The sequence below is a fragment of the Gammaproteobacteria bacterium genome (assembly GCA_016705365.1).
GTDB lineage: Bacteria > Pseudomonadota > Gammaproteobacteria > Pseudomonadales > UBA5518 > UBA5518.
This window is the reverse complement of sequence record JADIYI010000008.1, coordinates 720908-733684: the sequence shown is the minus strand read 5'-3', so window position 1 is coordinate 733684 and position 12777 is coordinate 720908. Positions and strand designations below refer to the sequence as shown.

At 55.4% G+C, this 12777-nt stretch carries 16 protein-coding genes and 1 pseudogene; 7 read left to right on the top strand and 10 right to left on the bottom strand.

Features of this window, described 5'->3' with window-relative positions:
* Positions 1 to 59 precede the first annotated feature (59 nt).
* The 4 genes and pseudogenes from IPF49_10935 to IPF49_10920 form a co-directional block, all read right to left on the bottom strand.
* The gene (locus IPF49_10935; GenBank protein ID MBK6288128.1) at positions 60 to 272 is read right to left on the bottom strand and encodes a BrnA antitoxin family protein; all 213 of its coding nucleotides are present in this window, start codon (positions 270 to 272) and stop codon (positions 60 to 62) included.
* Entirely contained in the window at positions 269 to 430 is a 162-nt protein-coding gene (locus IPF49_10930) for a BrnT family toxin (protein MBK6288127.1), read from the bottom strand. The genes IPF49_10935 and IPF49_10930 overlap by 4 nt, the downstream gene beginning before the upstream one ends.
* Positions 427 to 1509: pseudogene (locus IPF49_10925) on the bottom strand (IS630 family transposase). Before IPF49_10925 ends, IPF49_10930 begins: the two are co-directional and overlap by 4 nt.
* A gap of 38 nt (positions 1510 to 1547) precedes the next feature.
* Positions 1548 to 1715: a BrnT family toxin gene (locus IPF49_10920; GenBank protein MBK6288126.1), complete on the bottom strand. Its 168-nt coding sequence runs from the start codon at positions 1713 to 1715 to the stop codon at positions 1548 to 1550.
* A 165-nt stretch (positions 1716 to 1880) separates the two neighbouring features.
* Here IPF49_10920 and IPF49_10915 point away from each other — a divergent pair, with 165 nt between their 5' ends.
* The 5 genes from IPF49_10915 (at position 1881) to IPF49_10895 (ending at position 4576) form a co-directional block, all read left to right on the top strand.
* Positions 1881 to 2132 (top strand): type II toxin-antitoxin system prevent-host-death family antitoxin, encoded by a 252-nt coding sequence (locus IPF49_10915; GenBank protein MBK6288125.1) that lies wholly within the window; start codon positions 1881 to 1883, stop codon positions 2130 to 2132.
* Positions 2129 to 2383, top strand: coding sequence for a Txe/YoeB family addiction module toxin (locus IPF49_10910; protein MBK6288124.1), 255 nt, complete (start codon positions 2129 to 2131; stop codon positions 2381 to 2383). Before IPF49_10915 ends, IPF49_10910 begins: the two co-directional genes overlap by 4 nt.
* Before the next feature lie 167 nt (positions 2384 to 2550).
* The gene (locus tag IPF49_10905; protein MBK6288123.1) at positions 2551 to 3297 is read left to right on the top strand and encodes a site-specific integrase; all 747 of its coding nucleotides are present in this window, start codon (positions 2551 to 2553) and stop codon (positions 3295 to 3297) included.
* Entirely contained in the window at positions 3237 to 3464 is a 228-nt protein-coding gene (locus tag IPF49_10900; GenBank protein MBK6288122.1) for a tyrosine-type recombinase/integrase, read from the top strand. The genes IPF49_10905 and IPF49_10900 overlap by 61 nt, the downstream gene beginning before the upstream one ends.
* Entirely contained in the window at positions 3461 to 4576 is a 1116-nt protein-coding gene (locus tag IPF49_10895; protein ID MBK6288121.1) for a transposase, read from the top strand. Before IPF49_10900 ends, IPF49_10895 begins: the two co-directional genes overlap by 4 nt.
* A gap of 298 nt (positions 4577 to 4874) precedes the next feature.
* Here IPF49_10895 and IPF49_10890 read toward each other — a convergent pair whose 3' ends face one another.
* The 5 genes from IPF49_10890 to IPF49_10870 form a co-directional block, all read right to left on the bottom strand.
* Positions 4875 to 5666, bottom strand: coding sequence for a GIY-YIG nuclease family protein (locus tag IPF49_10890; protein MBK6288120.1), 792 nt, complete (start codon positions 5664 to 5666; stop codon positions 4875 to 4877).
* A gap of 97 nt (positions 5667 to 5763) precedes the next feature.
* Positions 5764 to 6132: a hypothetical protein gene (locus tag IPF49_10885; GenBank protein ID MBK6288119.1), complete on the bottom strand. Its 369-nt coding sequence runs from the start codon at positions 6130 to 6132 to the stop codon at positions 5764 to 5766.
* Between the two features lie 100 nt (positions 6133 to 6232).
* Complete coding sequence (locus tag IPF49_10880; GenBank protein ID MBK6288118.1) at positions 6233 to 7189, bottom strand: restriction endonuclease; 957 nt, start codon at positions 7187 to 7189, stop codon at positions 6233 to 6235.
* Complete coding sequence (locus IPF49_10875) at positions 7186 to 8649, bottom strand: Eco57I restriction-modification methylase domain-containing protein (GenBank protein MBK6288117.1); 1464 nt, start codon at positions 8647 to 8649, stop codon at positions 7186 to 7188. The genes IPF49_10880 and IPF49_10875 overlap by 4 nt, the downstream gene beginning before the upstream one ends.
* Before the next feature lie 120 nt (positions 8650 to 8769).
* Complete coding sequence (locus IPF49_10870) at positions 8770 to 9486, bottom strand: hypothetical protein (protein ID MBK6288116.1); 717 nt, start codon at positions 9484 to 9486, stop codon at positions 8770 to 8772.
* Between the two features lie 168 nt (positions 9487 to 9654).
* Between IPF49_10870 and IPF49_10865 the strand changes: the two genes are divergently transcribed.
* Positions 9655 to 10623, top strand: a complete 969-nt coding sequence (locus IPF49_10865) for an integron integrase (protein MBK6288115.1) — start codon at positions 9655 to 9657, stop codon at positions 10621 to 10623.
* 17 nt (positions 10624 to 10640) lie between these two features.
* Here the strand turns inward: IPF49_10865 and IPF49_10860 are convergent, their stop codons facing one another.
* Positions 10641 to 11039, bottom strand: coding sequence for a CBS domain-containing protein (locus IPF49_10860; protein MBK6288114.1), 399 nt, complete (start codon positions 11037 to 11039; stop codon positions 10641 to 10643).
* 206 nt (positions 11040 to 11245) lie between these two features.
* On the opposite strand from IPF49_10860, the gene IPF49_10855 reads away from it, so the two are divergent.
* Positions 11246 to 12745, top strand: coding sequence for a mechanosensitive ion channel (locus IPF49_10855; protein MBK6288113.1), 1500 nt, complete (start codon positions 11246 to 11248; stop codon positions 12743 to 12745).
* Positions 12746 to 12777 lie beyond the last annotated feature (32 nt).

The following is a 12777-nucleotide window of genomic DNA, read 5'->3' as shown; positions in this document are numbered from 1 at the left end:
GGCTTCTCCAACCTGGGATAGGTCGCGGCTGCGCGCGACCTATCCCTATTTGTTATACGTCAGCTCGCCCATTTTAGAAGGAGCTTTTTGTTCTCGGCCGCACAATCCCGCAGATACAAATTCATCAGGCTTTGGTATGGAATTCCGCTTTGTTCTGCAAGCGACCGAAAGTATTCAATCGTATCTTCGTCGAGCCGAATCGTTAATTGCTTTTTCGGCTTTTGAAGGTACGGATTCTTTACTGATTTTGAAAAGTCGTAAGATTTCTTCATTGCAGGAACTCCGAATACTGAATTGTCTCCGAGCGATTAGCTTTCCTCGCCGAAATGATTCGAATCACTTCATCATTCTTCCGATAACAATGCACAACAACCAACACCCGAAGCCGAACACTTAGCCCCAATAGAATGAATCTAGTGTAGGTCGTCATACGGTTTGTAACTTATTAAGTTTTTCTCTACCGCGCATCACCTTCTCCAGAATGTCGCTCGCAGATTTGGTCCATATGTAAGGCGCTGGTGCTTTATTGTGCCTTTCAATGAACGCCATGACCGACTCTTCCAACTCGCCCACACTACTGAATACACCCCGCTTCAACTGCTTCTCAGATAGCTCGCGAAAGAACCGCTCCACCATGTTTAACCACGATGCGCTGGTCGGCGTGAAGTGCACATGGAATCGCTTGTGGTACTTCAACCAGCTTTTACTTTCGGATGCTTATGCGTTGCGTAGTTGTCACAAATAATGTGAATCTCTTTATCCTTGGCCGTCGTCTTGTTGATCTCGCGGAGAAATACCAGCCATTCCTGATGTCGATGCCGCTGGGCACAGGTACCCAGCACTTCACCCGTCAGGGTGTTCAGCGCGGCAAACAGCGTCGTAGTGCCGTTGCCTTTGTAATCATGCGTCATGGTCGCTGCCTTGCCTTTTTTCATGGGCAGGCCCGGCTGCGTTCTATCCAGTGCTTGTATCTGACTTTTTTCATCACAACTGAAAACGATGGCATTTTCAGGCGGTGATATATAAAGACCGACAATCGCCTCCAGCTTCTCGGCGAACTCTTTATCGTTTGATAGCTGAACGTGCTTATCCGGTGCGGTTTCAAGCCGTGGCGCTTCCAGATCCGGGCCACCGTTGACATGCTAATGGCTGCTTTCTCCGCCATCAGGCGCTGGCCCCAATGGGTGGCATTTTCCGGCGTCGTTTGCGTTGTAAGCCTGATCACCTGGGCAACCTTGCGTGAACTGATCTTCGGTTTGCGCCCTGGTCGCGGTGCGTCCTGGCTGATGCCATCGATTCCACTCTCGGCGTAGCGCTGTCTCCAGCGACCCGCCTTCTGTCTTGTAACGCCCAGCGCTTAGCAATCTCTTCGTTCGTTCGACTCTTGCCGGCCAGCAAGACAATTTGCGAACGTTCTGCGAGGCGGACCGATACCGAGCGTGACTTTGATAGTTTGCTCAGGTGCGCAACTTCCTCGTCGGATAAGACAATTTTTACTGCAACGCGCACAAAAAGCCCTCTCTGTCTGCAAGAGCCTATATGTTACACTATTTATGGCGACCTACACTAGATTCATCATCAGAGTGTTCCGGATCAGGAATTAGGCGAGCATTTTCATCCAGAAAGGCAGATCGACCCTCTTCGAAGGATACGCCGTGCTTGCGTCGATTTTCCGACGCCTTGCGTTTGTCCCACTGATATACCAGATCACTCATTGCATGAGTGTAACTACACTGTAGGGCATGTCAAGATGACGTATAACGACGAAGCTCAGCCGCGCCGCGAAGCGGCGTCGGCTGCAGCGACTGGTTAAGCGTCAATTGTGGTGCTTGATAAAAGAGAGAAGGCATGTACAATATACTGTACATATGGAGGGGATTATGGATGCTATTACGTACACGACTGCCAGAGCGAAGCTTGCAGACACAATGGATCGTGTTTGCGATGATCATGAAGCAATCATCATCACGCGAAATGGCCAGCAATCTGTTGTAATGATGTCGCTGGATGACTTTAAGGCAATGGAAGAAACAACGTATCTTCTCCGAAGCCCAAGAAACGCTAAACGCCTGCTTGAGTCTATTACTGCCCTTGAAAGTGGTAGAGGAAAGACACGGAAAATTCTCAAGTGAAGCTGGTCTTCTCAGAGCAGGCATGGGAAGACTACCTTTACTGGCAGAAAACGGATAAGAAGATTCTCGTTCGGATCAATTCGATTATCAAGGATATAACCCGATTGCCTTTTGAAGGAATAGGCAAACCTGAGCCACTTAAGCACGCGTTGTCTGGCTATTGGTCTCGACGGATAAATGACGAACACCGGATGGTCTACAAGGTCTCCGATGATTCCGTTTGGATTGCACAACTGCGCTTCCATTATTGACGCATAACGTTGGAATTCAGCCGCGCCGCGAAGCGGCGTCGGCTGGAATGACTGGTTGGACGAAGCCGCTACGCGGAGGAATCGTCTGCTGCGAGGCCACGAATTATGCTGCATCCTCACCCCCTCAATGGCGAGGGGTTTGATTCTGCAAGTGAGGATAAACGAGCATGAAGACAACGGACTCGGCTGCTGGGCACTTTGATCGACAATACCAGACACTTCTCAAGCACCTCAAGCTCAAGGGGCTGCAACCCAAGACCATCGAGGCATACTCGCGCGCAATCCGCCGCACCGGCGACTACTTCGATCAGCGCATTGACACGCTGTCCGAGCAGCAGTTGACGGACTACTTCACCGACCTGGTGGCATCGCACTCGTGGAGCACGGTCAAGTTGGACCTGTACGGGTTGAAGTTCTATTACACGTATGTCTTGCGCAAACCCTGGGTGGCGCCCGGTTTGATCAAGCCACCCAAGATCCAGCGTTTGCCGGACACCGTTACGGTCGAGGAAGCCAGGCGGCTGTTCGCCGCCACCCGCGTCGTCAGTTACCGGGTGTTCTACTTCACGCTCTACAGCTTGGGATTGCGTCTGGGCGAAGGATTGCGACTGCAAGTCGGGGATATCGATGCGCCACGCCGGCGCGTGCACATCCGTGACGCCAAGGGCAACAGGGATCGCTTCGTGCCCCTGCCACAGGCAACCCATCAGCTTCTGCGCCGCTTCTGGCAGGTGCATCGCAACCCCGTGCTGTTGTTCCCCAATCGCCTCGGCGGCTTGAAGGCGGCGGCGAGCGCCTCGACACCGATGGATCGCGGCGGTGTGCAGACCACGCTGCACAAGGTGGTCAAGGCCTGCGGTCTAAAAAAAAGATCACGCCCCATTCGCTTCGACATAGCTATGCAACCCACCTGATCGAAGCCGGTGTCGATCTGATCGAGGTACAGAAATTCCTCGGCCATCACTCCATTCTCACCACCGCCCGCTACACCCACCTGACCGAGCAGACCAAGCATCACGCCATCGACCGCATCAACGGCCTGATGGATGGCTTCGACATCACCTGGGGGAAGGTCAAATGATCCGCCTGGGCGCAATCATCGATACCTTCGAGGCCGACTTCCTGGCGCAGTATCGGGACCGACTCACCTCTGAGCACTATCGAGCACTCGCGGCGATGAAACAGTGCCGCACGCAGGCAAGCCCGATGATGCAGGTCCAATGCACGGGATGCGCGCACCAGAAGCGGGTGCCGCATTCCTGTGGCCATCGCCACTGCCCGCACTGTCAGCACCACGAGAGTCAGCAATGGCTGGAACGGCAGATGCAAAAGCAGGTCCCCGCCGAGTACTTTCTGCTGACCTTCACCCTGCCGGCCGAATTCAGGGCGCTGGCCGGGGTGCACCAGCGCGTCGTCTACGCGTTGCTCCTGCGCTGTGCCTGGGAGACGGTGCGCAGCTTCAGCCAGAACGACAAACAGTTGCAGGGCACACCCGGCGCGATTGCGGTGCTGCACACCAACACGCGCCGACTGGACTACCACCCCCATGTCCATCTGGTCATGCCGGCGGCGGCGCTCGACGGCCAGCGCAAACTTTGGCGAACCAAACGGCGAAAGGCCAAGGGCGGCTATCTGTTCAGCCATAAGGCGCTGGCCAAGGTCTTCCGGGCGAAGATGCTATGGAGCATCGAAGCCGCGGGATTGACGCTGCCCCGGCGTCACCCACACAAGTGGGTGGTGGATTGCAAATCCGTCGGCAACGGCGAGAAGGCGCTTGTCTACCTGGGCCGTTATCTTTACCGGGGCGTCATCGCCGAAAAGGATATTCTCGCTTGCGACAATGGCCAGGTCAGTTTCCGTTATCGCAACGCCAAGACCAGGCAGATGGAACGCAGGACCGTTTCCGGCGCGCAGTTTCTGTGGCTGGTCTTGCAGCATGTGCTGCCCAAAGGCTTCCGTCGTGCGCGCAACTTCGGCTTTCTGCATCCCAACTGCAAGCGTCTGATCGCTTTGCTGCACGTGCTGCTCACGTTCGCTCCGGCTCGGGCGTTGCCTTGGGTCAAGGAGCGAGCGCCGATCGTGTGTTCTTGCTGCGGGGCAGTGATGGTGATCGTGCGAACGCGGATTCGATCGGTGGTCTGCGCGAGCGAGCCAGTGCCCCTTGTTCACTCAGGGAGCGCATTGACTTTGTAAGCACAACGCCCCCTGCAACGTGGCGCAAGTCAGCTCCCGCAAGCTGAGGGATCGGCTTGCCTTGCATCAGGGCAAATCGCCACAACGTAGCTCCTCTATCGAACGCAACGTGCATCGACTGGCGCAACGGCAAACAGGAAACGATGACTCCAGCCCCGCCCTCCCGGTAAAGCGTCAAACCGGAGTACTTCCCAAATACCTATTTTCTGTGCGGACCAACCGGCGCTCCGGGACCGGGCTCGTCCAACAAACGGTTCAGATCGTGGCTCGCTTCGCGATCACGATCTAACCTTATTCGTTAGCCATCATTGCTCAAGAGTCGTATTGATACTGGTGACATTACGTGCACTTCGATATCCTGCATGACGGTGGCGCTTGACTGGAACCAATCTCTTAGCCTAGTTCCACCCATAATTCTCGGAGTTTCATTTGAATTCGCTCTACGATTTATAGTGCCCAAAGTTGACTTGGCTGATTTACCAAGAAACAGCTCTATAGTCTCGCCGTCCGAGCCTATGTAGCGCTGAGCATCGACCCCTACATTGAAGAATCCAGCCTTCCGATATGTAGGTTGCAGGGTGAATTTGAAACGATGCAAGACTGGCGGAAGAGCCAAATGTGCATCTTCAACGACTTGAACTTTCTCGACTCCCTCGGTAGCCATGAGGGACGGCTGTTGATACAGCACAGTTGCAGGCTTCGGCTGAGACCCGTTCCAGTCCGGATTCATTACCCTGATGATGTCATCTTCAAGTGCAGCCGCCAAATTCAGATGAAAGACTCCATAGTGGATTAGTCCTCTGTCTGGCAACGCAAATATCTCAATAGTAGCCCCCGCGGCTATGGCGTCCTTGAGAAGGTTGTGATTCTTTATATTCGTTGACTGAGTCAGGCCAGGATTCTTGTATCCATAAAGTCTTTCCGACAAGGACCTAACGGACTTTCCGACATACTTAACTTGCCCATCGCAAACGAACGAATAGAGAATATTCCTCTCGCTCGCATATCGGATGAGGTTGAATGATAATTTTCCATCAGTAAGGAGCCAGTGACCTACTGCTTTGAAGCCGATGTCGAGGAGGCGATTCATGATGGCTAACGATTGAGCTAAGCCGCAGCCGGCGAGGAGCGAAGCGACGAGACGGATGTCGGCTGGAGCGATTGGTTGGGCGTCAGCGTCGCTTCCATCACGGTATGCGCAAGTCCGCTAGGTACCTGTGAAGTTCAACCATGAGCATCTCTTCCTCGTACGGCGGCTCCATTTTGCCGAGCTCACGATACTGAGTCTGCGCAATGTAAGGAACCATTGGGATGAAATTCCACGCCCAGCGCATTGCTCGTCCAAACAACGGATAACAATCCCAAAACGCAGTAACCACGACATTTCCTTCCGGCATGGGCTGAAGGTCCAACCTATGCAGTACATTGCCGCTCCACCATTGCAACTCCAGGTTCCCGGCGTCGTAGTGAGTGTCACTCGCAACGCTTAGTTCCCGCGTCAAAGCAACTGCGCGGGCGGCCCGTTCAATTTCTTTAGGAAGCAGTGGACCGTTCATCGCGCTTTGGCCGCCAGCCCCTTCCACTGCCGTTCACATGACGCCCAACGTTTGAGCTCAGGCCGCGGCCCGTCAGGGCCGTCGCGCCTGCAGCGAATGGTTATGGCGCACCGTACGGACCTAGAAACCTCTCACCATTGAAGTGAATTAGATGCGTTGGATCGCTTGCGCACCACACCTCGGTTTCCCATGCGACCACTGACAAAAACTTTCTGAAAACTTCTCCGCGGTCAGGAAACGCTGTGACATACACAAGACCCGCTGTAGATTGCTGGAACAACTCTGCAAGCTCTACGTGGCGACCGCTATCAACCGGCCCGCCGCTTGCCACTGCCTCTATAAGAACAAGCCAGTTGCGCTCTCGGTCATACATAACGACGTCAGGCATTTTTCCATGCTGCCCAACTTGAACGCCGAGAGATGAAAGCAACTGAATGTCGAAGTAACCCCACTTCGCACCGGTATCTCCGACATAGACCAACTCGCCGCCCGGAACATAGTTGGAGCCAAAGTCTTCGATAATCGCTCTTATGAGGTCCGAATGAGGGCCAGCGCTGAGCGTGATCTCTTGGTTCTCTCTAACTCGAACTGGAACACGATGCCTATCACGCGCTTTCGCGTACTGCGCAGCGAGCGTTCCGCGCGCTTCCAAGAATGCTGGAAGTGAGTCAGCCCATTCTTTAGAGCCAAACTTCTTCAAAAGCTCGAGCGAGCCAGCCTCAACTTGGTAACAGTTGTCAGAACTGTTTACGGGTCGATCTGGCTTGTCTGGGTTATGCAGTACGATGCCGGCAGATACGAGTTGCTTCACGCTGTATTTTCTTACGCTTTCCCTCGTGTTTTCTGCGTAGTTGACGCCCAACTGCTCGCGAGCGAAATCAAGGATGGCTCGGATGCCGAGCAAAGGATTCTCTGCCTGGCGCCACTGCTTCTGAGGAGAGATGTTGAGGAGCGCAAGAAGGCAAATTGCAGTTCTGTCGTTAAGTTGCTCGCGTGGCATTCCAAGCTCTCGAAGAACCTGGAGAGCTTCTGAGATTCGAATTTCTGGCGTTGTCATTTGCCGCACACCCTTAAAACTGCCATATCAATTTCCTCCTGCTCTATTCCAACTGAGTCTGCAATCTTGCCAAGCGAAATCAGTGCCTCCCGACTCGGATAGCGCATCAATTTTAGGTCTGTGGCATTAACTTGCGTATGCCCACTAAACTGACGAAAGCCCTCGTCTACCATGGTTGTGTTTAAGTACATGGCGAGACCTTTTGCGAGGTGCTCCGACATTCCATGGCGATCCTCATGGAAAACATTCAAGTGGTTCTCGAATCCAAGCACCTCGGCACCAGAAAACCCCGAAGGATCTACAACGCACGCGACAACACGACGGCGCTCTTCTTTGGAGGAAAAGCGACGCACTGCGCAGTAGAACCCAGTTGGATAGAACCACTTCTCCGTCTCGGAATTTCTGACCATAGCATTGGGCTTTTTAATGCCTTCCTGCGGCCAAGCGATGCCATGCCCGGAGAAATGGGCCGGATAAAGTAGTGGCGCGGTTCCTGACTCCGGCATGGTTCTCAAATATTGCTTTAGCCTGAAATCAACAACTGGCCCGGTTGAAATCCCCACTCCGATATCGGCAAGTGAGAATGATGCGATTCCCGTGCTCTCGATACCTACTTTCTTGCTTGAGGAAGGAACGTGAATGAATTTTTCACGATCTCCCGGAATGACAATTCGCTCAAACACGTGGCTATGACTAACTAGATCATGAAATCTGTCATCCGTTGATGACGTGATTTCAACATCTCCCTGAATGCCGCCAACCTCAAGGTGGATGATTACGTTCTCTTGCAGAACGTCGTCGTCTTTGAATGCAGTGCCTCTCGACTCAAACAAGTGAATTCTTTGAAGTGCACACCTAGAAAGTAGCAACTCACGGAATGGCCTGTAATATGGCCCATTGCAAAAGCTTCTAGGAATAATTGCGACGATATGTCCGCCCTTTTCCATCAAAAGAATTGACAGGGCAACAAATGCCGAATACAGGTTTACCGTCTCTATGCCCACATCTTTGAGCATTAGGCGATACCGAGACGAACTTCCGATTTTCTTGTACGGTGGATTCAGTATGGCGTGAGTAAAACCTCGCTCCGCTCCGAATTGAATTCGATTTACAGAGCCTTCAATAAAATCTTCACTTTTGATTTCATAGTTGAACGCCAGTGTCCTCGCGTATGGCGAGAGCGTTTCCCTGAGTTCAGGGTATAGAACATTGTCAATTTCATATGCCGTTAGAGATATTTCCTCGAAGTCAAATCCGCCTGCTGCGCATCTCTCAAGGAATGCACTAGACAACGAACCAATCCCTGCGCCCGCATCCAAGAGTCGGCACACTTTTGAGTTGGCGAGTGGAAACATGGCAGCCATGAACCGTGCCGTAGATTCGGGCGTGAGGAACTGACCGAGCTGCGACTTATGTTTCGCATCGGTTGCCCGTGACACACGCAGCCTAGATTTTTCCATCTCTTGCAGCAAAACCTCTACTCCTGTTGTGCGCCATAACGACGAAGCTCAGCCGCAACGGGCGAGGAGCGAAGCGACGAGACCGTTGTCGGCTGGAGCGATTTGTTGGGTGGCATTCGGTTACTCCTTCGCTGACGGAATTTCATCTGACTGCAAAGTGCGTTTGATGAGGTCTATATTCATGAATCGGACAGCGCCAGCCTTTGAATAGAACACAATCGCCTTTGCTCCATCCAGCAAATGAAAGCCAAGAAGGCCGTCGGCATCAGTCACCAAGTCGTGTAATTCTGATCCGTTAGGTGCAGCGATTGCTATGCGACGCAAAACGTTTGATGCTTTGCCGTTTTGTTGTGCGGGTTCGATTTCTAGGAGCAGTGCGATGGCAATTCTGGATGCCTCACATTCAAAATAAGCGTCACCTCGATGCTTGCATTCTGGCGGGTCCGTTACAAACGATGTTGATTGAATGGCTTCGTCGTTGCTCTTAAAAAGCCATCGTGCCTTCTGTGTGGTGGTATCAAAGAAAAGCAGGTTTCGCGTGTTCGAAACGCCGCCGCTCGAACCAGAACCAATATATTCAGACTTAGTGCCAAGAGGTGCATACAAAATCGAAGTCCCTTTCACCTCGGAAAAGCTGCCGAAGCGAAGAGCCTTATAGTCGATGCTCGTTCCAGCAATTTCTGTGATTTTCTTTTCTGGGCGCTCGTGAGCAGCGAATATTCCAAGATTAACAACTAGCAAGAAGAGTCCGACTAAACCGCCGATGCTCAGAACGAGGAGTGAGACCCCATTTGCTCGCCAAATGTATTTGAATATTCTCTCCGATCGATCTTCCATATGACTATCCTATGACGCCCAACTAATAATTCGGACTTTAATGCGAAGCAGATTATCACGTCGAATGTGACGTGTAATCTGCGGCGGGTCGACGATGTTGTTGATTCGGAACAGCCGAGGCCTTATTTTGTGTTCCCACGCGTCAGTATCCAGGGAGGGAACGACGTCATGGAGAAATCCCCTCGGCTTCTCGAGCAGATGCGCGAACGGATCAGGCTCAGGCATTATTCGATCCGCACCGAACATTCCTACCTTCAATGGGTGCGTCGCTACATCCTGTTTCATGGCAAGAGGCACCCCTGCGAACTTGGCGCCACGGACGTTGAAGCATTTCTGACGCATCTTGCAGTTGCCGGAAATGTGGCTTCTTCTACCCAGAACCAGGCGCTCAGCGCACTGCTCTTTCTGTATCGCGAAGTATTGCGGATCGATCTCCCGTGGCTGAATGATGTGGTTAGAGCCACCAGGCCTCGCCGCCTGCCGGTCGTGCTCGATACACGGGAGGTGACATCCTTGCTTGCGCAGCTCGACGGGCAGCGCTGGCTGATGGCCGCATTGCTGTACGGGAGCGGTCTGCGCCTGATGGAGTGTGTTCGGTTGCGCATAAAGGACGTCGAGCTCAAGCGGTTGCAACTCGTTGTTCGTGACGGCAAGGGCGGCAAGGACCGCCACACCATCTTGCCGGCGAGTCTCGTCGAACCGCTGCAGCGACAGATGGACAGAGCACGCATACTGCATGATATGGATCTGGATGGCGGCTTCGGCGCGGTTTATCTGCCCTTCGCACTGGAGAACAAGTATCCCGGCGCCGCCCGGGAATGGGCGTGGCAGTACGTATTTCCCGCCGCGTCGCGCTCGCTCGATCCGCGCAGCGGTATCGAGCGCAGGCATCACGCCGACGAACAATCGCTGCAGCGCGCCGTCAAGCAGGCCGTGCGATCGGCGGGAATCGACAAACCGGCGTCGTGCCATACGTTGCGGCATTCGTTCGCGACCCATCTGCTCGAGAACGGCTATGACCTGCGCACGATACAGGAGCTGCTCGGACACAGTGACGTGCGCACCACGCAGATCTATACCCACGTGCTCAACCGCGGCGGGCGCGGCGTGATCTCTCCGCTCGATCGGCGCAGCTGAAAAGCGGCGCAAAAAGCTCAGTCGCGCTCGGTTCTGTCCACCGGGCTCGAAAACTCCTTGACCGCGCGCAGGATCTGGCGAATGGTGATCTGTCCGACCAGCTTGCCGTCATTGCTGATTACCGGACGCCGTCTGATTTTTTTCTCCAGCATGTCCGCAGCCACATCAATGATCTGGTCCGTGGGCGACGCGGTATGGAGATTCTGGCTGGTCATGAACTCCCCGACCGTGCCGATGCCGCTGTCGTTGTAGGTTGCGCTCAGCACGCCACGCAGGCAGTCCGTCTCGGACAGCACCCCGATGAGCGTGTTGTTTTCATCGACCACGCACAGGCCGGAAATCTTGTTGACCAGGATCAGGTGGATCGCATCAACCAGGTTTGCGTCGGCCTGAACCTTGACCGGGCTCTGCACCATGTAGCGCTTCAACTCGATATCCTTCAGCATGATTATTCTCCCTTTTGGCGTTGTGAAAGCCCGGAGTTCGGAAGCAGCCTCATCATACACGCGCCGTGTGCCTGCCACTACTGCCGGGGAAGCGGCCGTGCGGCGATGGGCGCGCCGCGGCCTTTGCGCTATGTTATGGGCCTACGATTTCTTGCTGGCAGGGGGGTTTGCTCATCATGGAGGCGGTTTTTCGTCCGGAGCTGGGAATAGCGATACTGGTCGGCGTGCTGGTCGCACTGCTGATGCTGGCGCTGCGACCGGCGAACGGACCCAGTGCGCGCAATGCGCTCGGCTTGCTGCTGCTCTGCGTGCTTGCCGAATTGGTTGCCATGGGGAGTACCGGCCTGGACTATCCCCGGGCCACACGCATCGCCGCCAATTTTGCCAGCTTCGTGGCCGGAGTCGCACTGGTCCGGCTTGGCACAATGATGCTGTTTCGGTTGCTGCTGTCGGCCCTGCGGATCTCGGTGGTACGGATTGCCGAAGACCTTGTCAGCGCCGGGGTGCTGCTGGTCTGGGGCTTTGTCTGGCTCGGTCTTGCGGGCGTCGACCTCGCGAGCCTGGTCACCACGTCGGCGGTAATCACCGGCGTGATCGCCTTTTCGATGCAGGACACGCTCGGCAATATCCTCGGCGGCATCGTGCTGCAGCTCGACGAGTCGATGAAAGTGGGCGACTGGGTACAGATAGATGATGTGCGCGGCCGGGTAACCGACGTGCGCTGGCGCTTTACCGCGATCGAGACCCGCAACCGGGAAACGGTGTTCGTGCCCAATAGTGCGGTGGTGAAGAACCGGTTCACGGTGCTCGGCTCGCGCGCCGACAGCGAAGTGCGCTGGCGCCGCTGGGTGTGGTTCGCGATCGATCTGGGCGCGGCCCCGGCGCGCGTATGCAGTGTGCTGGAGCATGCCGTGCAGGATGCCGAGATACCCTGGGTGGCCAGGGAGCCTGCCCCCTCTGCCGTGCTGATGGATGTGACCGAGGGTTACGCACGCTACGCGCTGCGCTACTGGCTGCGCGAGCCGCGTGAGGACGACGGCACCGACTCGCGGGTACGCTCGCATGCGCTGGCGGCACTCGAGCGCGCCGGCATTCGCCTCTCCGTGCGGCGCGAGGAGCGCCTCGTGGTGGCGGAGGACGACGCCCGGCGCGAGGCCTTGGCCGCGGACGAGCAGGTGCGTCGCCTGCATGCGCTGGGCCGCGTGCCGCTGTTCGCCTCGCTGTCCAGTGTCGAGAAAAGCGAAGTGGCGCGCCACCTGCTGCATGCGCCATTCCTGCAGGGTGACGTGGTCACCCGCCAGGGCGCGGTAGCCCATTGGCTGTACCTGGTGATCTCCGGCGATGCCCGCATCTGCGACGACAGCGGCGGGGAGCGCAGGGCGATCGCCTCGCTCGGACCGGGCGATGTATTCGGGGAGCGCGGCATGCTGACCGGAGAACCACGCAGCGCGACCGTGATCGCGACCAGTGACCTCGAGTGTTACCGCCTCGACAAGGCCGGCTTCGAGGGCGTGATGCGCGCGCGCCCCGACATCGCCGAGGAAATGTCGCGCATACTGACGCAACGGGTCGCGGAACTCGATGCCTGGCGCGCGGCCGGACATGCAAAGGGAGCGCCGCCGCCGACACGCACCGACATGCTCGCTCATATCCGCAGGTTCTTTGGTATCGACTGAGACGCGCACACCCCATCACCTTCATTCAAGAA

Coding starts and splice junctions, on each gene's coding strand:
- IPF49_10935 (MBK6288128.1), bottom strand. CDS start 272: ATGAAGAAATCTTACGACTTTTCAAAATCAGTAAAGAATCCGTACCTT.
- IPF49_10930 (MBK6288127.1), bottom strand. CDS start 430: ATGACGACCTACACTAGATTCATTCTATTGGGGCTAAGTGTTCGGCTT.
- IPF49_10920 (MBK6288126.1), bottom strand. CDS start 1,715: ATGAGTGATCTGGTATATCAGTGGGACAAACGCAAGGCGTCGGAAAAT.
- IPF49_10915 (MBK6288125.1), top strand. CDS start 1,881: ATGGATGCTATTACGTACACGACTGCCAGAGCGAAGCTTGCAGACACA.
- IPF49_10905 (MBK6288123.1), top strand. CDS start 2,551: ATGAAGACAACGGACTCGGCTGCTGGGCACTTTGATCGACAATACCAG.
- IPF49_10895 (MBK6288121.1), top strand. CDS start 3,461: ATGATCCGCCTGGGCGCAATCATCGATACCTTCGAGGCCGACTTCCTG.
- IPF49_10890 (MBK6288120.1), bottom strand. CDS start 5,666: ATGAATCGCCTCCTCGACATCGGCTTCAAAGCAGTAGGTCACTGGCTC.
- IPF49_10885 (MBK6288119.1), bottom strand. CDS start 6,132: ATGAACGGTCCACTGCTTCCTAAAGAAATTGAACGGGCCGCCCGCGCA.
- IPF49_10880 (MBK6288118.1), bottom strand. CDS start 7,189: ATGACAACGCCAGAAATTCGAATCTCAGAAGCTCTCCAGGTTCTTCGA.
- IPF49_10875 (MBK6288117.1), bottom strand. CDS start 8,649: ATGGAAAAATCTAGGCTGCGTGTGTCACGGGCAACCGATGCGAAACAT.
- IPF49_10870 (MBK6288116.1), bottom strand. CDS start 9,486: ATGGAAGATCGATCGGAGAGAATATTCAAATACATTTGGCGAGCAAAT.
- IPF49_10865 (MBK6288115.1), top strand. CDS start 9,655: ATGGAGAAATCCCCTCGGCTTCTCGAGCAGATGCGCGAACGGATCAGG.
- IPF49_10860 (MBK6288114.1), bottom strand. CDS start 11,039: ATGGTGCAGAGCCCGGTCAAGGTTCAGGCCGACGCAAACCTGGTTGAT.
- IPF49_10855 (MBK6288113.1), top strand. CDS start 11,246: ATGGAGGCGGTTTTTCGTCCGGAGCTGGGAATAGCGATACTGGTCGGC.